We start from the raw sequence: 18,762 nt of genomic DNA on the forward strand, positions 1-18,762 counted from the left end.
CGAGTCGTTAAGATGACGGGATCATGGAACAGATCGACTTTCACTTCGGCGTTGCCAACCGCTCGCTTTATGCCTGCCGCCTTATTAAAAAGGTGCAGGGCATGGGGCTTTCTGTTGCCGTCTGGAGCCGCGATCCCGTTCTTTTAAAGCGTGTCTACGATGATCTCTGGCGTTTTGAGGATCTCACCTTTATCCCGCACAGCTGGGCCAAGGACGCCTATGCCTCAGAATGCAGCGTGCATTTCAGTTCGGTCTTTTCCGACCTGCCGCACGACAAGGTGCTGATTCTTTTAGACGAAGCGGTGCCTGAAAACTGGCAGGACGCGTTAAAACCGTTTGAGCGTGTGGTTGACATCGTCACAAGCAACGCGGCGGAACTCACCGCCGCCCGTGCACGCTACCGTATTTACCGGGCTGCGGGCGTTGTGCTCAAAGCCTATGACAGGAGCAAATCCAAGTGAACCCGACTTTTTCTTCGCCTGTGCTGCAGGAACGTGTGACGTACACCTGGGAAGACCTTCAGAAGGCAGCGGCCGGCGTTTTCACGGATACGCTCACAAACGAGAAGGCACGGCTTGAGTCGCTCGCGCAAAAAGGGATTCCGCTGCAGGATATGCCGCCCGCAGAGCCCGCTGCCCCCGTGACGCCAACCGATCAGCCGCGGACACCGGTTTTTGAAGAGCCTGAGGCAGCCCGGCCTGCGGGCGAGCCCCAGGTGCAGGCCGCTTGTGCGGTGCCCGATGCCGCTGCGCCCCGGACACAGGCCCCTGCTGCGCCTGCGTCCGCCTGCATGCATGCGGGTTTCCGTATGGCCAAAAATGCGCAGGCCGTGGAGTCCGCCCCGCGCGCGAAGGCCTCTGAAACACCGGCAGCCGCAATGCAGGGGGCATCACCCGCAAAGACCGTTGACGAGCACATGATTGAAGAAATGACCCATGAGGTCACCGCACAGCTTTGTGAGCGCCTTGCAGGCAACATCGACATCATCGTGGAAATGGCGCTGCAGACCGCCGCGGGCCGCATCCGAAAGGACCTCGGAAAGGCCGTGGAAGTCGCTGTGGAGCAGACCGTGCGGCAGACGCTCGGCAAACTCTGAGAGCAAAGAAAAGCCGCCCGCAGGACGTTTCCCGGGCGGCCTTGACGTAAAAATCCGTCTGCTTTTAAGCCGTCGCCCCGCTGACGGCTTTTTTCATGCTCGCAATTGCTTCGGCGTAACCGGCTTTGGTTTTCTTGCCGTAGACGGCGCTTCCCGCGACAAATACGTCGGCACCGGCGAGGGCACACTGAGCGATGTTTTCGGGCTTGATGCCGCCGTCCACCTCAATGAGAATCCTCCGGCCGCTTTCTTTTTCGTACTGATCAAGCATCGTGCGCGCGGCGCGGATCTTTGTAAGAGCCGAGGCAATGAACTTTTGGCCGCCGAAACCGGGATTGACGCTCATCAGAAGAATCACGGCCACCTTGTCCATGACATAGGTGAGGTAATCGAGGGGCGTTGCCGGATTAAAGACAAGGCCCGCGAGACACCCGTTGTCGTGAATAAGGCTTAACGTGCGGTCAATGTGCCGGCTTGCCTCACAGTGAAAGGTGATGATGTCGGCACCGGCCTTGGCAAACATCGGTACGAGCGCATCAACGGGCTCGACCATCAGATGCACGTCAATCGGAACCGAGCTGTGAGGGCGCACGGCTGAACACACCAGGGGCCCCACCGTGAGGTTGGGCACATAATGGTTGTCCATCACGTCAAAGTGAATCCAGTCGGCTCCGGCATCGATGACGTCACGGATTTCTTCGCCGAGACGGGCAAAGTCCGCGGAAAGAATAGAGGGGGCGATGAAACACGCGCCTTTTTCAGGAAATTGTGTGACCGGCATAGCGGGTGGGGTTCTGTCAGGAATTGATGGTGATGAGCACGGTGAAAACGACTTCCGGGCTCGTTGCCGGTCATTGTAATGAGATTGGGCTCAGCCTTCGATGAATTCACGCACAACGCGGTCTTTAACCGAGAGACGTTCGGCAAAAGCGGGCGGGAAAAAGCCGCACCGCAGTTTGCCCCGTGAGCTCACAAGCGTGATGTTGCCGCGGTGAGCCAGCTGGGCGTTCGTGGAAAACTGATGGTAGGCGTCCGTGGCGTTTAAGACGCGGCACGTCTTTTTTCCGGTTCATTCAGAAGCGACACGGGGCCGATGAGGCACCAGGGCTGTGAATGAAACGTCACGAGCACGGCATTGCCTTTGGCTGCAGCGTTCGCATACATCGAAAAATTGTGCAGGACAACGGTAGCGGTTGCACGGATCATGGTTAAAACTTCCTCCTAACGGGCGGGCTGAAACGCCTCGATTTCTTCCTGTTTCAGGGCATATGTCCGGGACAGATCAGCACCACCGAGACAAGGCATTGTAGTCAAAAGTTACTCAGTAAAAACCCTAGATTACCCCAAAACGTAAAGATTTCTAATGGGAGTTCTAAAAAACTTTACCTATCCGACGTATTGCCTAAGTTTTTTCTCTCCTGCTGCTTGTCAGTTGTCAAGATACCGAGAGGTTTATGGGCAAAAACGTGTCTCACGGGTCCGAAACGGGCCCCTTTCTGACAAAATCAGAAACGATTTCACAGACCGCGGCAGCGCTGAAGCTATCAGCTCTGCCGCACCGACAAACTCACTCAGAATTAGGCCGAGCTATATGGCAATAATCGTTCACAAGTACGGCGGAACGTCCATGGGCAGCGTGGAGCGCATTAAAAATGTCGCGCGGCGCGTCGCCAAATGGCACAAAGCCGGATATCAGATGGTGGTTGTGGTTTCGGCCATGAGCGGAGAAACGAACCGCTTGATCGGGCTTGCCAAGGAAATCATGCCCAATCCCGATCCCCGGGAACTCGATGTGATCGCCAGCACCGGCGAGCAGGTCTCCATCGGGCTGCTTGCGATGGCGCTTAAATCAATCGGCGTGGATGCCGTGAGCTTTAACGGCTCGCAGGTGGCGGTTCACACCGACAGCGCCTTTACCAAGGCGCGCATCGAAAGCATTGACTGCGAACCGGTAAAGCGTGAGCTTGACGCCGGCAAAGTCGTGATCGTTGCGGGCTTTCAGGGCAGAGACACCGCCGGCAACGTCACCACGCTCGGCCGCGGCGGGTCCGATACCTCGGGCGTCGCGATGGCCGTTGCCTTAAAGGCGCAGGAATGCCTCATCTTTACGGACGTGGACGGCGTCTATACGACGGACCCCCGTATTGAGCGCAAGGCCCGCAGGCTTGACGCGATCAGCTTTGAGGAAATGCTCGAGCTTGCGAGCCTCGGATCCAAGGTTCTGCAGATCCGCAGCGTCGAATTTGCCGGCAAATACAAGGTTCCCCTGCGTGTTTTGTCGAGCCTGACTGATCCGGATATCCCGGTTGAAAAAGAAGCCGTAAGCGGCACATTGATTTCGTTTGAGGAAGATCCCAAGATGGAAAAAGCCCTTGTCACCGGTATTGCCTGCACCCGCGATGAATCGCAGGTCACCCTTTCTCATGTGCCCAATACCCCGGGCATCGCTTATAAGATCCTGGGACCGGTTGCGAGCAACAATATTGATGTTGACATGATCGTGCAGAACACCGGTAAGGACACGACGGACTTTACGTTCACGGTCCCCAAGGGCGACCTTGAAAAGACAGTGAAGGTATTAAAGAGCGGAGTGCTGCCCGTCACAGGCCCCTGCGACATCACGACGTCCTCGAACATCGCCAAGGTGAGCGTTGTGGGCGTTGGCATGCGCACCCACGCCGGTGTTGCCTGCAAGATGTTTGAAACGCTTGCCAAAGAGGGCATCAACATTCTCATGATCGGCACCTCGGAAATTAAGGTGAGCCTTGTGATCGAAGAGAAGTACATGGAGCTTGCCGTGCGGGCGCTGCATGACGCCTTCGGCCTGGATAAGGCACCTGCGACGGAACTTTAAACAACCGTCAGGCACAAAAAAAGCGGCCCGGAAAAAATCAGACGGCCGCTTTTTTGTATCCGTAAAACCTCAGGCTTTGATTTCGCCGTAGACCGCGTCGATTGCGTCTGCAAAGCGTGCCTTGATCGGGCCGCGCTTTAATTTAAGCGTGGGGGTTAAAAGCCCGTTATCAATCGTCCAGGGCTCAAGCATAAGTTTGACGGAGCGGGGCACGGCGTAGTTGGGAAAGCGCTTAGCCGCGGCCTTCACGCGCTTTAAGACAGCCTGGCGTGCAGCACGGTCGTTAAGTGAAGCGGGATCGTCGGCATTGAGCTTAAGCTCAGTTGCAAGTTCCTTCCAGCGCTCGGGGTTTAAGACCACAAGCGCCCCGATAAAGGGCTTATTTTCACCGAAAACCATCGCCTGACTGATGAGATGGTCATTTTCAAGCGCCTGCTCAAGGTCCGCGGGCGGCACCTTCTCTCCGGTACTCGTCACAATGATTTCCTTGATGCGGCCCTTGATCCGGACGTGACCGTCGGCGTAGATGTCGGCCTGATCGCCCGTCTTAAGCCAGCCGTCATCGGTAAAGACGGCCTTGGTGTCGGCGGGGCGGTTCCAGTAGCCGAGCATCACGGAGGGGCCGCGCACCTGCAGCTCATCGTTTTCGCCCAGACGGATTTCAACGTTGGGAAGCGCTACGCCAACCGTTGCCGGGTGATTGAAGCCCTCTTTGTTGACGGCAATGATGGGGCTTGTTTCCGTCATACCGTAGCCCTGCATGATGTTCACGCCGAGCCCCAAAAACGTTTTACTCACCTGGGGGTTAAAGGCTGCGCCCCCGGCAATAAAAATATGCGGACGGCCGCCGAAGACGGAGCGGATACCGGCGCCGACCTTTTTATCCAGGAATCCCGCAAAGAGGGGATCAAGGAGCGCGAGAAGGCCGCCCGACTCAACGGGCAGCCCGTTTTCACGGCAAAAGCGCCGGTAGCCGCAGTCCACGGCCCACTGAAACAGAAACTGAATGAATTTCGGCTTTTTGGCGAGCTGATCCTGGATTTTCTCGTAAATCTTTTCGTAAATCCGCGGCACGCTCATCATCACGGTCGGACGGATCTGCTTTAAATCATCCTGAATGAGACTGATGTTGCGGTTAAAGGCAACGCGGTTGCCGCAGCCCAGGGCCGTGTAGTACGTGGTCGTGCGCTCAAAGGTGTGCGAAAGCGGCAGGAACGAAAACCAGACGTCTTCGGGTTCCGGGCAGACGTTTTGCAGCACTCCGGTCACGTTGGCAAGAATTGCGCGGTGCGTGAGCATCACGCCCTTGGGTTTGCCGGTCGTTCCCGAGGTGTAGACAAGCGCCGCAAGATCCGTGGGTTCGGGTCCGGCGGGAAGTTCTGCCCCTGCGCCGCCCGCAAGCCACGCTTCAACCCCCACGACGCGGATTCCGTCTTCCTTGTGATCTTGCACTTCATCGTCCGTGATCACCACGGTCTTTAAGAAGGAATGGGGTTCGGTATCGCGGATCGCTTCCCACTTCGCCTTTTTGGCGGTCACCAGGACGCGCGCCTGGCTGTCGTTCATGATGTAGGAGGAAGACCCCGCCGTATCCACGGCGTGAAGCGGCACAGGCGTCAAAGCACAGGCAAGCGCAGCCTGGTCAAAGACGACGGCCGTGAAACAGTTGGGCAGCAGCATTGCCACGCGCTCGCCCCGGTTTAAGCCTTCGGCGGCAAGCGCATGACGCCAGACATTGACCCGATCAACGGTCTCTTTGACCGAATAGGTTTTCCAGGCCTTTTCTTTGGCCGACCACTGGGTGTAAATCGGCATGTCGGCACGCTTTTCGAGGTGATGCGTGAGCAGTTCGGGCAGCGTTCTTAAAAGATCAAGCTCACGGCGGCGTTCCAGAGCGGCTGCTGATAGCGGTTTATTCATCGTTTTTTTCGTATTCGTCAGCGCAGTCTCTCATCCGTTTGAGTGACTGCAGTGCCCGTCGGGCAGGTGATCCCGTAACTCTAACGCATAAGGGCTTTTTCGAGGGCGTCAAGGGGCAAAAACTCATCCGTACGGATGATGAGGGTGGGACGCTACCGTGTCGGATAATGTTCGGCCTCCGCGGGAAACGTGTCCCGCGGAGGCCGAAAGAGCGCACCGGCCGGCAGTTACGCCAGGGCGTTTAAGCGCGAGAGGGCGATCTGCGCGATGAGTGTGGCCGCAGCGGGCAGCACCTCATCGTTAAAGTCAAAGGCCTGGCTGTGCAGCGTTGCCGTATGGTTGGTGTCACGCACGCCCACGCGCATGATGGCGCCCGGAATTCTGGCCTGGTATTCGGAGAAGTCTTCCGAACTCATAAAGGGCGTCATTTCCGGCACGACGTGCTCGGGACCGTAGAGTTTTGTGGCGGCGTCAATGCCGGCACGCGTCTGCTCTTCGGCATTAATAACGGCCGAGCACTGATGCACGTAGTTGATGTCAGCCGTACAGTCATTGGCCTGCGCGGTAAGCGTCACGATCTTCTTGAGTTTTTCCTCAAACATTGCGCGGACTTCCGGCAGGAATGTGCGCACCGTACCGCTTAAGGTGAGTTGGTGGGGAATGACGTTGGCGGTCTCAAAGCGCCCGGCGTTTACTGAGCAGATCGAGACAACACCGGTTTCCACGGGGTTAAGCCTGCGGCTCACAAGCGTCTGCAGCTGCGAGATGATGGCTGCGCCCACCGGAATCGGGTCCACACCCAGATGCGGACGGCCGCCGTGGGTACCGACGCCGTGAACGGTCACCCAGAAGCTGTCGGAAGAGGCCTGCAGCGGCCCCACGCGGAACCCGAACACGCCCTTATCGAGCATCGGTTCGGTGTGCGCGCCGTAGATTTCAGCAATGCCGTACTTTTCAAGCACACCCGCTTTAATCACGGCCAAAGCGCCCTGGGCAAGCTCTTCGGCGGGCTGGAAAATACCGATCACGCGGCCCGGGAAGTCGCGCTTGAGGTTGAGGTAACGCAGCGCTGCCATCAGCCACGTCTGATGACCGTCATGGCCGCAGGCGTGAGCGCGGGCTTCAATCGTGCTCTTCCAGCTGTTCTCGGAGCAGTCATTCATCGGGAGCGCATCAATGTCGGCACGCAAAGCCACGGTCTTACCCGGACGGTTGCCGTCGATTTCAACAATGACGCCGCCCTTGACAATGTCGGTATCAATCTTTTCGATGCCCCATTTTTTGAGAAGCGTCACGATGCGGCTGACGGTCACCGCCGTATCAAAACCGAGTTCCGGATGACTGTGAATCTCACGGCGGATTGCGGTGAGTTCATCACCCCAGGCGGCGATTTCAGGAAAAACCTTATCGGCTAAAACGATGGACATGATGTCTCCATGCTTTGAGAATTTCTGTGCTTCGAGATTCTATGCCTTTCGCGCAGAAGGTCTCAGCCGAACCGCTAAAATGAGGCCGCATTCAACCAACCGTCAACCCGAGCACGCACTTTCATGCAGACCGTTGCCATTACTTCGGCGGCCAACGACCGCTACCGCCGCTGGAAAAAGATCATGGAAAGCCCCCGCGCAGCGCGCAAAACGGGCTTTACGCTCGCCGAAGGCGCGCACCTCGCGGGCGTCATCCTCGAGCGGGACTTTCCGGTGGAAAGCATCCTTCTGAGAGACGGGGGTGTTTCGGCCGAAGCCATGGGCTACGCTCAGGCGATTGCCAAGCGGGGGAGCGTGCGCACGTTTGTGGTTGCGCCCGCGCTTTACGACGCGGTTTCGCCCGTGGAGCACGGCTCGGGCCTTACGCTTGAAATCCCGGTTCCGGCGTTTGACCGGCCGCATAAACCGCTTGCCGCGGACGCGCTGTACCTTGACGGCGTGCAGGATGCGGGAAACGCCGGGACACTCATTCGTACGGCGCTTGCAAGCGGCGTCACCCATATCGTGAGTTCTCCGGGTACGGCGGGGCTTTGGTCTCCGAAAGTCCTCCGGGCCGGCATGGGCGCCCACTTCAGTGCGGTGATTTACGAAAACGTGCCCTCAGAAGAACTCCCCGGCCTTTTTGCGGCAAGGCGGCTTGCGGCCGATGCCCGCGGAGGCGCGGATCTTTTCCGCAGTCAAGGGTGGGAGCAGGGGCACACCGTCTGGATGATGGGCGCTGAAGGCCCGGGGCTCTCCGACGCAGCTTTAAGCGTTGCGGACGCCCGTTACCTCATTCCGATTGAAGACAAGTGTGAGTCCCTTAACGTCGGCGCAGCCGCCGCAGTCTGCCTTTTTGAGCAGAGACGGCGCCGGCTTATAAACCGCGCCTGAACAAAAAACGGTCTGACGCGCAATCAGACCGTTTGTATTTACGCCCGGTTTTCTTACAGACCGGTAACGAGCACAATGAGAATGAGAACCGGGGCTCCGATCGCGAGAAGTCCCCGGAAGGCGGCAAGTTCCCAGGCCGGACGCACACGTCCGACGTTGAGTTCCTCGCGCACGGACTTCCAGGCCACAAGCCCCGCTAAAGCACAGACAACGAGCCCGCCCACGGGAAGGCTCAGGTTACTCGTGAAGTAATCGAAGTTATCGAAAATCGTGCGGCCCGCGATTTTAAAGTCCGCCAGGGGGCCGAAGGAAAGCCCGCAGAAGCTTCCCACAACAAGCATTACGAAGGTCACAAGCGTCACCGCCCAGAAGCGCTTCATGCCGAGTTCGTCAATAAAGTAGGCTGCGACAAGCTCCAGCAGCGACACGGAACTTGTGATCGCCGCAAGCACCAGGCACGCGTAAAAGACAACCGCAAAGAACTGTCCGAAGGGGAGCTGCGCAAAAACGACGGGCATCGTGAGAAACGTGAGCCCGGGGCCGGCCGTGGGATCAAGCCCGAAGGCAAACACCGAGGGCATGATCATGAGGCCCCCGAGAACGGAAGCGGCCGTCGCAAGAAACGTAATCCACGCGCAGCCCGACACAAGGTCCGTATCTTTGGCTAGGTAGGAGCCGTAGGTGAGCATGCAGCCGCAGCCCACGCAGAGGCTGAAAAACGTAAAGCCCATCGCCGCGAGAAGGCTCTTCCAGGTAAAGGCATCGCTGTTCCAGCTGAAAAGGTAGGAGAGGCCCGCTGAAGCCCCGGGCAGCGTCACACCGCGGATGATGACGATGAGAACGAGCACCAGCAGAAGCGGCATCAGAATTTTGGAAAGCCGCTCAATCCCCTTGGCAACGTCAAAGACAACGACCCAGGCGGTAAACATCAGAAACGCCGCCTGAAAGCCGATCGAAACCATGGGGTTTGCCACGAGCGCTCCAAAGTGCGCTTCAAGCGCGCTTTTATCGGCCACGATGCTGTTACCCAACAGGGCATCGACGAGATAGGAAATCGTCCAGCCGCCGATCACGGAATAAAAACACAGCACACAAAAGCCCGTGAGAATGCCGAGGTAGCCGAAAACGGCCCACTTTTTGCCGCCGATCGCGCGGTAGGCGGTGACGATGCCGCCTTTACCGAGCCGCCCCAGCGCAATTTCGGCCAACAGCAGAACAAGCCCGATCGTGAAGGAGAGAATCACGTAGGGAAAGAGAAAGGCGCTGCCGCCGTTACTGCCCGCGAGATACGGAAACTTCCAGATGGCCCCGAGGCCCACGGCCGCTCCGGCGCTCGCGAGAATAAAGCCCAGGCGGCTTGTCCAGTTGATGCGTTCAGACATAATGTTGTCGCAATAAAAGAATTCGTGGTGCGCCCGAGTGTACCGAGGATTCGGGCCGGTAGGAAAAACGGTGTCCCGAAAAATAGTCCGGAACACCGTTTGCGTCAGACGCTTTAGAGACTTTCGCTCAGAGACCGGTGGCAACCACAACGATTACCAGCAGCGGCGCCAAAAACCGCAGGGAAAACTTCAGAAATATGTTGAGCGCCGCCGGATACTGATGCACGGCGTTGATCTGCGCCTTAAAGACGGGCCAGGCCTTCCAGCCTGCCAAAAGCGCGATCGAGAGGCCCCCCAGGGGCATCATGACGTTGGAGCAGACGTAGTCCAGAAGCTCAAAGACGTTTTTGCCGCCCACCGTAAAGCCCGAAAGCGGTCCGAAACTTAAGGCTGAAACGCAGCCGAGCACCGCAAGGGCAACGTAGCAGAGTGTCACCGCGCGGCGGCGGGTCATATGCCATTCACTTGTGAGGTAAGCGGTGCAGACTTCCAGAAGAGACACCGAGGAGGTGAGCGCCGCCACTAAAAGGCACACGTAAAAGAGAAGGGCAAAGATGCCTCCCATCGGAAGCTGCGAGAAAACGAGCGGCATCGTCACAAAGACAAGGCCCGGACCGGCGTTGGGATCCTGGCCGAGCGCAAAGACGGCCGGCATGATCATCAAACCCGCCAGAATTGCCGTCTGCACCGAAAGCCAGGCAATCCAAAGGGATGAGTTGGGCAGGTCCGTGCTTTCCTTGACGTAGCAGCCGTAGGTCACAAGGATGCCGCAGCCGAGCGAAAGCGAAAAGAACGTAAAGCCCATGGCGTTTAAAAGCCCTTCAAGCGTCACGGCAGAGGGATCAAACTTAAAGAGAAAGGCAACGCCTTCCATCGCGCCGGGCAGCGTGAGCGACCGGGCAATGAGAAAAATCATCAGCACGAAAAGGGTGGGTAGAAGGTACTTTGAAAGCCTTTCAATGCCCTGCATGACCCCAGCGGCAATCACGCCGCAGGTCAGCGTCAGAAAGAGAATATGCCAGGCGCAGTTCACCGGGCCGTTACCGACGAGTGACCGGAAGTTGTCGGTCAGAAGCCGGGCGTTGTCGGTCACAAGGTGCCCGGTGAGAGCGTCAAAAAGGTACTTCACGCACCAGCCGCCCACAACCGAGTAGTAGGACAGAATCACAAAGCTCGTTAAAACCGCGATGCCCCCTAAAACCGTAAAGACGGGGCCGCCGGTTTTTCTGAGGGCATTTAAGGCGCTGCCGCGGCCGGCGCGGCCGATTGCGAGTTCCCCCAGAAGCAGCGCAATACCGATCGTGAAGGTAAAGAGAATGAAGGGGATGATGAAGTTGGCGCCGCCGTAGGTGCCCGCCCAGTAAGGGAACTTCCAGATCGCCCCGAGGCCGATCGCAGAACCGGCGCTTGCGAGAATAAAACCGAAACGGGACCCCCACTGGGTCCCGGAATGCTGCTGCGACATAAATCAAAAACTGAAGCAAATACAAAAAACGCATCCCCGCGGCGGCACCGGTGAGGAGGGCTGCGCGTTGTCCTTAAGACACACGGGCGGGGAATTATTAGGCTGTGTATTTTAAGGGAATAATCGTAGGAGATTGGCTAAAACGCAAAAGGCATCACTGAGAGAGAGGTGAAGCTTGGTTTTGGGCTGAATCAGAAGCGCCTTTCGTGTAATGTACCCCAAGACTGTCGCCCGGCGTCTGACCTCAGAGGCCTTCACGTCAACCACGGCGTGCGGCAGACCGACAGAGGGGCTTCTTGCCGGAGGCGCTCTCCGAAGGGTCGGAGATCGAAAACAAGAAGCGGACCGGCGGCTGTTGACCGCGGCCGTCCGGACCGAACGGGTTTACGTGAGGGGATTCCTCCGTAAGGCTGTTATCCCGATCGTCTCCCGCGGGAAATGATTAAGGATCACGCGTACCACTATGCAGACAACTGTGACAGCGGCGGATGAATCCGCCAAAGTTATGTCAGGCGCCGAAATCGTCATCGAGGCGCTTCATGCCGAAGGTGTAAAACACGTCTTCGGTTATCCGGGCGGGGCAGTGCTTCCCGTCTATGACGAAATCTACAAGCAGAAGTATTTCCGCCACATTCTCGTGCGCCACGAGCAGGCGGCGCTGCATGCCGCAGACGCCTATGCCCGCTCAACCGGCGAAGTGGGCGTTGCGCTTCTCACATCGGGCCCCGGCGCGACAAACGGCGTCACCGGTATCGCCACGGCCTACGCCGACTCAGTTCCCCTCGTTGTCTTCACGGGCCAGGTTGCCACAAGCCTCATCGGCACCGATGCTTTCCAAGAATGCGACACCGTGGGCATTACGCGCCCCTGCGTCAAACACAATTACCTTGTCAAAGACGTCCGGGACCTCGCGCGCACCATTAAAGAAGCCTTTTACATTGCCAGAAGCGGCCGTCCCGGCCCCGTGCTGATTGACCTTCCGAAGGACGTTCAGGTCAATAAGTGCCCGTTTGTGTGGCCTTTAAAGATTGATATTCCGAGCTACCGCCCGGTCTTAAAGGGCCACCCCGGCCAGATCCGCAGGGCACTGCAGGTACTGCTCACAGCCAAGCGTCCGCTCATTTACGCGGGCGGCGGCGTTGTGATTTCCGGCGCCTCGGCGCTTTTAAACCGCATCGCCTCGCTTTTGGGCTACCCCGTTGTGACAACCCTGATGGGCATCGGCGGGTTTGACGCCAAAGACAGCAAGTGTCTCGGCATGGTCGGCATGCACGGTACCTACGAAGCCAACATGGCGATGCAGGGCTGTGACGTTGTCTTTGCCGTGGGGGCGCGCTTTGATGACCGTGTGATCGGAAATCCCGCCGACTGGCAGAAAAATGAGCGCACCGTCATTCAGGTTGACGTTGATCCGAGTTCGATTGCCAAAAACGTCAGAACCGACATTCCGATCGTGGGCGACGTGCGCGAGGTTCTCGCAGAGCTTCTCTCTCAGCTTGAAGCCACGCAGACACGCACGGACGCCGAGGCGCTCGCCGCCTGGATGAACCGCATTGACACCTGGAAGGCCAAGAAGTGCCTGCACTATAAGGTTGACGCCGCCAAGCCCATCCTGCCGCAGGCCGTTATTGAGCGCGTCGCGGCCGCAGCGGGCGAAAACGCCTATTTTTCGACAGACGTGGGCGAACATCAGATGTGGGCCGCGCAGTATCTGAAATTCAGAGAGCCGCGCCACTGGCTTACCTCGGGCGGCCTCGGCACGATGGGCTACGGACTGCCGGCCGCCCTGGGCGTTCAGGTTGCGCACCCCGATGCGGTAAGCGTCCTTTTCACCGGTGACGGCTCGATTCAGATGAACATTCAGGAATTGGGAACGGCCAAGCAGTACGGCCTTCACCCCAAGATTTTCCTTTTAAATAACGGCTATCTCGGGATGGTCGCGCTCTGGCAGCGAGCCTACTATCAGGGCCACTGCTCGGAGTCCGTGATGGACGTGCAGCCGGACTTTGTAAAGCTTGCCGAGTGCTACGGCCACATTGGTCTGAGAGCCACGACTTACGCGGAACTCGATAAGGCGATTGACCTTGCCTTCAATAAGTACAAGGACGAACTTGTCTTTATTGACGTGCACATCGCCCCCGAAGAGCCGGTTTTACCGATGGTGGGTCCGGGACAGGGCCTCACGGACATGGTTTTGCCCGAGGAGAATTAAACAATGAAAGAACGGCATATTTTGTCTGTGCTCATTGAAAACGCAGCCGGCGCCGTCTCCCGCGTGGTGGGCCTTTTTGCCGCCCGCGGCTACAACATTGAGTCTCTGACGGCGGCCCCCACCGAAGTTCCGACGATTTCGCGGCTGACGATCGTCAGCCGCGGCGACTCGGCAACCATTGAACGGATCACAAAGCACTTAAACCGCCTCATTGAGGTGATTAAGGTCGTGGATCTGATGGAAAACGAGTATGTCGAGCGTGAACTGATGCTCGTCAAGGTCCGTGCCGTGGGCCGTGACCGCGACGAGCTCATGCGCATGGTGGAAATTTTCCGTGCCCGCGTGATTGACGTCACCGACAAGACATTCACCATCGAAATCACCGGTAACGTTGAAAAGAGCGACGCCTTTTTAAAGGCGATCGACAAGTCAATCATTCTCGAAACCGTCCGCACGGGCGCAAGCGGGATCGCGCGCGGTGAACGGGTTTTGAGAGCTTAAGTTTTTTCTGTTTGTTTTGACCGGGAGTCAAGCCCCATGGCTCCCAACACTAAAAAGGGAAGTAAAAAAATGAAGGTTTACTACGATAAGGACGCTGATCTCTCGCTCATCAAGGCTAAGAAAGTGGCGATCATCGGCTACGGCAGTCAGGGCCATGCGCATGCCCTCAACCTGCACGATTCCGGTGTTGACGTCACGGTCGGCGTCCGTAAGGACGGCGCAAGCTGGAAGAAGGCTTCCGCAGCCGGTCTTAAGGTCGCAACCGTTGAAGATGCGGTGCGAGCGGCCGACGTCGTCATGATGCTCATTCCTGACGAAAACATCGCTCAGGTCTACCGCGACCAGGTGCTCCCCAACATCAAGCAGGGAGCGACGCTCGCGTTTGCCCACGGCTTTAACGTGCACTACGGTCAGGTTGAGCCGCGCGCCGACCTTGACGTCATCATGATTGCTCCGAAGGCCCCGGGCCACACGGTGCGCTCCACCTATGTTGCAGGCCAGGGCGTTCCGCAGCTCATTGCCGTCTACCAGGACGTCTCCGGCACCGCCCACGACGTGGCGCTTTCTTACGCCGCCGCCAACGGCGCAGGCAAAGCCGGTATCATCGAAACGACCTTCCGCGCGGAAACCGAAACCGACCTCTTCGGCGAACAGGCCGTGCTCTGCGGCGGCTTGGTGCAGCTCATCAAGACCGGTTTTGAAACCCTCGTTGAAGCCGGTTACGCCCCCGAAATGGCTTACTTTGAGTGCTGCCACGAAATGAAGCTCATCGTGGACCTCATCTACGAAGGCGGCATCGCCACGATGGATTACTCCATCTCCAACAATGCCGAATACGGCCAGTACTACACGGGCCCGAAGGTTGTGAACGAGGAAAGCCGCAAGGCGATGCGCGAATGCCTGCGCCAGATTCAAAACGGTGAGTACGCCAAGAGCTTCCTCGCCGAATGCCAGTTGGGCTACCCGCAGCTTCGCAGCGAACGGCGCCTCACCGCTGAGCATCCGCTTGAAGTGACCGGCCAGAAACTGCGTCAGATGATGCCCTTTATCACCGCCAACCGCCTGGTTGACAAGAGCAAGAACTAACTGACACATCCCGGCTTTATGCCGGAATAACAGTTACTTAGCCCGCCTGTTGGTTTTGCCTCGGGCGGGTTTGTTTTCACCTTTAAACGGGAAGCGTACCGTGGCGGATAAGCCAGGTGTAAAGAAAGGGAAGGACCTTACGGTCGTTGGGCATATTAAGCATTGCGCTGAGACCGGACAAAGGCACGAGGCTCACGGCCTGACTTTCCCAGCCGGCGTCTCGGGGTGTACCGGCTGTGCGGCGCGCAATGTAGTAGCGGGTGATGCTTTTGGTACGGCGGATGTCTGCGAGCCACGCCACGGGTTCAACCCAAAGGCCCGATTCTTCAAAAGTTTCCTTGACGGCGTTAACGGCCAACGTGAGCCCCGGCTCAAGCCGCCCCTTGGGAAATGTGGTTTTGATCCCTGCGAAGGCGTTACTCGGATGCACGAGCCAGACACGATCATCGGGCTCAAGAATGACGCAGCCTGAGGTAAGAAAAAGCCCGTGGGTTTCGGGATAGTCAGGTTCCTCACATTGAATGCGGTCGTTGAGTTTTTTCCAGTCAGCAACCGATGCCGGCGTCTGAGGGCGTCGGGAAAAAGCAACGTTATAAAGCGAGGCGGGCAGCTCTCCCGCGTCCGTGACGGAGAGCGTTGCGTCCGAGGAGGGCGTCAGCCACGTGGAAAGCGCGGTTGAAACCGAAGGCGAGGCGAGTGTGAGAGGCTGCCCGTTTTCATCTGGCTGCGGATGGAAAATATGTGCTCCCGGGACGATAGCCATATGCCCGAAAGAACCGCTTCCTTCGGGCTTTGGTTTAAGCCTAGAAGCGCTTTATGGCAGATTCGTGACAGACGGCATCAGCCGTAAGCGTCAGAGGCCTTCGGTCAGAAGGTGTACTTCCCGTCAAGTGTGACCGCATGATTGCGGCGGTCGTTTTCCCCGAGGTCAAGCCGGTAGGTCAGGCCGAGGCTCCCTTTTTCGCCCTGAGCAGCCACACCGAAGGCCATTCTCCAGCAGCGGGTGTCGGCAAAACGCATGCTGTGGGTCACACCCTGAAGGTGCGTCACGGTCTCTCTGTCGCCCGCGGTGGACACAAAGGAGATGTCGGCAAGAGGTTTTACCGTAAAGCCCGCCGCATCAAATTCTGAGGCAACCGTCACGCCCACCGGGAATTCCCAGTAAAGGGCGTTGTCGGGCTGCACGGAAACCGCCGCGTCACTGAAATTGTCGGGATTGATCTTCGTGGCTTTTGCGTCCGCATGCGCAAGGACTTTTACAGCGCCTTCGGTGATGAGAAAGTCGCCGCCCGCCTCAGCCGTGAAAATATCCGCGTCCGTGTTGCGTGATTCGCCCGTGGTCGTATCGGTGCCGCCCTTAGCCTTCAGCCAGCTTAAAGCCCCTCGCACGCCGAGAGGCCCCCAGGTCTTTTCGCCGAAAATCCGCACGCCGAAAAATTCCGTCTCACCGTCGAGATTCTTTGTAAGCCCCGTCGTGTCAATGTCGCCTCTGCCGTAAGAGTAGGCAACGCCGAAGAGGGCTGTTCCGGTTTTGATATCCGCGCCGAGATGGAGGGCACCGAGGTGGCTCTTATAGCCCGCGTCATCCCCCATGACCTTACTTTCAGAGACCGCCCCGTTTAAATCGAACCAGACGCTTCCCCCGTCATGACGCGTAAAGAGGCGCGTTTCCCGCACGCGTGCGTCGGTTGCGTCACGCGTGAGGTCAACGGCGTCTTTTTGCGCTGCGGTCACCGCCGCAAAGGCGTGGTGCGTGTCGGCAAAGGACGGGACCGAAGCCAAAGCGCAACAAAGAGATGCGGAGCAAGCGAGAATGGATTTCACGGGAAGAGTCATTTAAAAGGCGTTAACAGCAACTGCAACGGACAAATTTTAGCGGCACCGCGACGATAACGCGGGCCGCTGATTATGACGCCATTGGCTTAGAAAATTCTGAAATCTGTCCTTACGCAGCCTCAGAGTTTCTTAAGTGACAATGTAAACGTACCGCTCGGATCGATTTCCGGGAGCCGTTCGCGGTAGGTTTTGAGAATCGCGCTTTCCGGATCGGTATCGGTAAAAGCCTCCGGATAGAAGACCTTCGCAAGAAACTGCGTCATGCGCCAGTCCGTGATGGATCGGAGGCTGCCGTGATCCACCCCGTAAAAGTCGTTGGTTTTCACAGCCCTGAGGTTCTCCCACAAGGGACGCCGTTTAAAGCCCTCAAGGCGCCTCACGGCATCTTCGCGCGCCACGGTAAAGCCCATCCGCATCTGATCGGCATGGTCGTTACCCCAGATGCTTCCCCCGATAATGACGATTTCCGGGTTTTTACTGAGCACAAATTCGCGGGTCAGGGCCCCGTAGGGTTCAGGCATCGTTTCGGCAATCCCTGCGGCATTGAGCCGCTTGATGATCGCCCCCCAGAGAATGGTGCTGTTGTAGGAATTGCCGTACTGACCGGGCCCGAGGTTGCCGAGTTCCATATAAACCGTCCGGTGCTTGCGCCCGTCCGGCAGAAGCGCAATACGGCGGGTGATTTCGCTGAGACCCGTGATGCATTCGTCAATGAGGCTATCGGCCACAGCATCCCGCTCAAGAAGTCGCCCGAGAATACGGGTGGAAAGGACGTGGTTTTCCAGTTTCATTGCGTGGTAGTCGATGACGATCACGGCAACACCCACGCGCTCTAAAAGGGCAATACGCTGATTGTTGGCCGCAAACTGCGAGCGGCCGATCAGAATCACATCGGGCTTTAACGCGAGAATCCGCTCGGTATTCAAAATGTCATCGTGGTAGCCGCCGATACTCGGAATCGCAGTGATGGTGGGAAAGGCCTTCGTAAACACCCGGTATTCACCCATGCGCGTACTTTCCCAGTGATCCTGCGTGAGGCCCACGACCTTTGTGAGAGCCCCTGCGCCGCCCACCAGAAGATAGTTGGCGATGTAGTTGGCCACAACGATGCGCTGCGGTGCCTTTTTCACAGTGACGCTGCGGCCGGCCACGTCCTTGAAGGTAAGCGGCCAGGTCCCCGCGGGCGGAAGGCTGTCGGTTTGCGCAAAGAGAGCCCCGGCGGGCAAAAGCCCCAGAAAGGCTGCGGCAGAAGAAAATGCAAGCAGTGAACGGCGGTTTGTCATGACGGAGGGTCTCCCTTACAACGGTTTTTGGGCAAGAACAAGAAAATCGGTAATCAGTGTGCGGGGCGCTCCGGAGGTGGGATCCGTCACGGTGAGGCACTGCGGCTCAAGCACCGTCACGCGGCCAAAACCGGCCGCAAGCAACGTTTCCGTATCCCAGCCCGGGCGCGAAACACGGGTAAGCGGCAATGTTTTTGCAATCGCTTCCATGGGCGAAGTATCCACGCCGAGCACGAACTGCTTTGCGTGCCCGTAGGAGTGATCGGCTTTTTCTTTGGCCGCAAGCCACAGGGGATCGTCCAGATAGCGGTAGTGGTTGCCGTCGGCGTAAAGGAGTTTTCCGCCGGGCTTGAGAATCCGAAACCACTCCCGAAGAGCGGCCTCAGGCGCGGGCAGATTCCAGACGGCGTTACGGGAAAGCACCGCGTCAAACGACCTGTCAGGACAATGCGTCTGCGTAATGTCGACCTTTTGAAAGCGAACCGTCAGTCTGAGCGCCTCCGCATTGGCGCGTGCTTCTTCAAGCATTCCTTCTGACGCGTCAAAGCCGGTGGACGTAAGCCCCGCGCGTGCGGCGGCAAGCGCGAGAAACCCAGCACCGCACCCCATATCTGCAACAGCAGAACCCGCGGGCAGCGTGAGAAGCTCTTTTATGCGCTTAACCCAGGCTTCCCCCTTCGGGGATTTGATTTCATCAATGGTTCTGAGACTGTAGCCTTCGGCGCGGGTATCCCAGTACCCCGCAATATCTTTTTGAATCGTCATGG

General features: G+C 57.9%; 17 protein-coding genes. 7 read left to right on the forward strand and 10 right to left on the reverse strand.

Translation table 11 applies throughout. From position 1 onward, the window contains the following. Positions 1-23 precede the first annotated feature (23 nt). Together BQ7486_RS06720 and BQ7486_RS06725 are read left to right on the forward strand one after the other, a co-directional pair. On the forward strand, positions 24-461 hold the full coding sequence (locus tag BQ7486_RS06720) for a DNA polymerase III subunit chi (RefSeq protein ID WP_022373239.1): 438 nt from the start codon (positions 24-26) through the stop codon (positions 459-461). Further along, positions 458-1,096, forward strand: a complete 639-nt coding sequence (locus tag BQ7486_RS06725; RefSeq protein ID WP_143183083.1) for a flagellar biosynthesis protein FlhF — start codon at positions 458-460, stop codon at positions 1,094-1,096. The genes BQ7486_RS06720 and BQ7486_RS06725 overlap by 4 nt, the downstream gene beginning before the upstream one ends. Before the next feature lie 64 nt (positions 1,097-1,160). Here BQ7486_RS06725 and rpe read toward each other — a convergent pair whose 3' ends face one another. Both rpe and BQ7486_RS11930 read right to left on the reverse strand, forming a co-directional pair. Next, complete coding sequence (gene rpe / locus BQ7486_RS06730) at positions 1,161-1,877, reverse strand: ribulose-phosphate 3-epimerase (protein ID WP_074009442.1); 717 nt, start codon at positions 1,875-1,877, stop codon at positions 1,161-1,163. 260 nt (positions 1,878-2,137) lie between these two features. After that, positions 2,138-2,302 (reverse strand): hypothetical protein, encoded by a 165-nt coding sequence (locus BQ7486_RS11930; RefSeq protein ID WP_154666314.1) that lies wholly within the window; start codon positions 2,300-2,302, stop codon positions 2,138-2,140. A gap of 385 nt (positions 2,303-2,687) precedes the next feature. Between BQ7486_RS11930 and BQ7486_RS06735 the strand changes: the two genes are divergently transcribed. Next, entirely contained in the window at positions 2,688-3,950 is a 1,263-nt protein-coding gene (locus tag BQ7486_RS06735) for an aspartate kinase (RefSeq protein WP_074009443.1), read from the forward strand. 69 nt (positions 3,951-4,019) lie between these two features. Here BQ7486_RS06735 and BQ7486_RS06740 read toward each other — a convergent pair whose 3' ends face one another. Both BQ7486_RS06740 and BQ7486_RS06745 read right to left on the reverse strand, forming a co-directional pair. Further along, on the reverse strand, positions 4,020-5,870 hold the full coding sequence (locus BQ7486_RS06740; RefSeq protein WP_074009444.1) for an AMP-dependent synthetase/ligase: 1,851 nt from the start codon (positions 5,868-5,870) through the stop codon (positions 4,020-4,022). 227 nt (positions 5,871-6,097) lie between these two features. Then, positions 6,098-7,297: a M20 metallopeptidase family protein gene (locus tag BQ7486_RS06745; protein WP_074009445.1), complete on the reverse strand. Its 1,200-nt coding sequence runs from the start codon at positions 7,295-7,297 to the stop codon at positions 6,098-6,100. Positions 7,298-7,420: 123 nt separating this feature from the next. On the opposite strand from BQ7486_RS06745, the gene BQ7486_RS06750 reads away from it, so the two are divergent. Continuing rightward, entirely contained in the window at positions 7,421-8,230 is an 810-nt protein-coding gene (locus BQ7486_RS06750; protein WP_074009446.1) for a TrmH family RNA methyltransferase, read from the forward strand. 53 nt (positions 8,231-8,283) lie between these two features. Here the strand turns inward: BQ7486_RS06750 and BQ7486_RS06755 are convergent, their stop codons facing one another. Beyond that, on the reverse strand, positions 8,284-9,612 hold the full coding sequence (locus BQ7486_RS06755; protein WP_074009447.1) for a sodium-dependent transporter: 1,329 nt from the start codon (positions 9,610-9,612) through the stop codon (positions 8,284-8,286). 127 nt (positions 9,613-9,739) lie between these two features. Then, positions 9,740-11,077, reverse strand: a complete 1,338-nt coding sequence (locus tag BQ7486_RS06760; protein WP_074009448.1) for a sodium-dependent transporter — start codon at positions 11,075-11,077, stop codon at positions 9,740-9,742. Positions 11,078-11,540: 463 nt separating this feature from the next. Between BQ7486_RS06760 and ilvB the strand changes: the two genes are divergently transcribed. From ilvB to ilvC, 3 genes are all read left to right on the forward strand, one after another. Next, positions 11,541-13,289, forward strand: a complete 1,749-nt coding sequence (ilvB, locus tag BQ7486_RS06770) for a biosynthetic-type acetolactate synthase large subunit (protein ID WP_022372492.1) — start codon at positions 11,541-11,543, stop codon at positions 13,287-13,289. A gap of 3 nt (positions 13,290-13,292) precedes the next feature. Then, positions 13,293-13,790 carry an acetolactate synthase small subunit gene (gene ilvN, locus BQ7486_RS06775; protein WP_022372491.1) on the forward strand — a complete coding sequence of 166 codons (498 nt, stop codon included), beginning with the start codon at positions 13,293-13,295 and terminating at the stop codon, positions 13,788-13,790. 69 nt (positions 13,791-13,859) lie between these two features. Beyond that, complete coding sequence (ilvC, locus tag BQ7486_RS06780) at positions 13,860-14,876, forward strand: ketol-acid reductoisomerase (protein WP_074009567.1); 1,017 nt, start codon at positions 13,860-13,862, stop codon at positions 14,874-14,876. Positions 14,877-14,958: 82 nt separating this feature from the next. Here ilvC and BQ7486_RS06785 read toward each other — a convergent pair whose 3' ends face one another. The 4 genes from BQ7486_RS06785 to BQ7486_RS06800 all read right to left on the reverse strand — a co-directional run bounded on the left by BQ7486_RS06785 (position 14,959) and on the right by BQ7486_RS06800 (position 18,760). Continuing rightward, complete coding sequence (locus BQ7486_RS06785) at positions 14,959-15,639, reverse strand: NUDIX hydrolase (RefSeq protein WP_074009450.1); 681 nt, start codon at positions 15,637-15,639, stop codon at positions 14,959-14,961. A gap of 104 nt (positions 15,640-15,743) precedes the next feature. Continuing rightward, positions 15,744-16,700, reverse strand: coding sequence for an autotransporter domain-containing protein (locus tag BQ7486_RS06790; protein WP_162272247.1), 957 nt, complete (start codon positions 16,698-16,700; stop codon positions 15,744-15,746). Between the two features lie 131 nt (positions 16,701-16,831). Next, positions 16,832-17,995 carry an ABC transporter substrate-binding protein gene (locus BQ7486_RS06795; protein ID WP_074009452.1) on the reverse strand — a complete coding sequence of 388 codons (1,164 nt, stop codon included), beginning with the start codon at positions 17,993-17,995 and terminating at the stop codon, positions 16,832-16,834. A gap of 15 nt (positions 17,996-18,010) precedes the next feature. Further along, positions 18,011-18,760 carry a class I SAM-dependent methyltransferase gene (locus tag BQ7486_RS06800; protein WP_074009453.1) on the reverse strand — a complete coding sequence of 250 codons (750 nt, stop codon included), beginning with the start codon at positions 18,758-18,760 and terminating at the stop codon, positions 18,011-18,013. Positions 18,761-18,762 lie beyond the last annotated feature (2 nt).

Source organism: Duodenibacillus massiliensis, from assembly GCF_900128485.1.
Lineage (GTDB): Bacteria > Pseudomonadota > Gammaproteobacteria > Burkholderiales > Burkholderiaceae_F > Duodenibacillus > Duodenibacillus massiliensis.

Bases quoted from the DNA above. Each gene is read 5' to 3' on its own strand.
- ilvN (WP_022372491.1), top strand. From the start codon at position 13,293: ATGAAAGAACGGCATATTTTGTCTGTGCTCATTGAAAACGCAGCCGGC.
- BQ7486_RS06755 (WP_074009447.1), bottom strand. From the start codon at position 9,612: ATGTCTGAACGCATCAACTGGACAAGCCGCCTGGGCTTTATTCTCGCG.
- BQ7486_RS06720 (WP_022373239.1), top strand. From the start codon at position 24: ATGGAACAGATCGACTTTCACTTCGGCGTTGCCAACCGCTCGCTTTAT.
- BQ7486_RS06800 (WP_074009453.1), bottom strand. From the start codon at position 18,760: ATGACGATTCAAAAAGATATTGCGGGGTACTGGGATACCCGCGCCGAA.
- ilvC (WP_074009567.1), top strand. From the start codon at position 13,860: ATGAAGGTTTACTACGATAAGGACGCTGATCTCTCGCTCATCAAGGCT.
- BQ7486_RS06740 (WP_074009444.1), bottom strand. From the start codon at position 5,870: ATGAATAAACCGCTATCAGCAGCCGCTCTGGAACGCCGCCGTGAGCTT.
- BQ7486_RS06750 (WP_074009446.1), top strand. From the start codon at position 7,421: ATGCAGACCGTTGCCATTACTTCGGCGGCCAACGACCGCTACCGCCGC.
- BQ7486_RS06745 (WP_074009445.1), bottom strand. From the start codon at position 7,297: ATGTCCATCGTTTTAGCCGATAAGGTTTTTCCTGAAATCGCCGCCTGG.
- BQ7486_RS06795 (WP_074009452.1), bottom strand. From the start codon at position 17,995: ATGACAAACCGCCGTTCACTGCTTGCATTTTCTTCTGCCGCAGCCTTT.
- BQ7486_RS06785 (WP_074009450.1), bottom strand. From the start codon at position 15,639: ATGGCTATCGTCCCGGGAGCACATATTTTCCATCCGCAGCCAGATGAA.
- BQ7486_RS11930 (WP_154666314.1), bottom strand. From the start codon at position 2,302: ATGATCCGTGCAACCGCTACCGTTGTCCTGCACAATTTTTCGATGTAT.
- rpe (WP_074009442.1), bottom strand. From the start codon at position 1,877: ATGCCGGTCACACAATTTCCTGAAAAAGGCGCGTGTTTCATCGCCCCC.
- BQ7486_RS06760 (WP_074009448.1), bottom strand. From the start codon at position 11,077: ATGTCGCAGCAGCATTCCGGGACCCAGTGGGGGTCCCGTTTCGGTTTT.
- BQ7486_RS06735 (WP_074009443.1), top strand. From the start codon at position 2,688: ATGGCAATAATCGTTCACAAGTACGGCGGAACGTCCATGGGCAGCGTG.
- ilvB (WP_022372492.1), top strand. From the start codon at position 11,541: ATGCAGACAACTGTGACAGCGGCGGATGAATCCGCCAAAGTTATGTCA.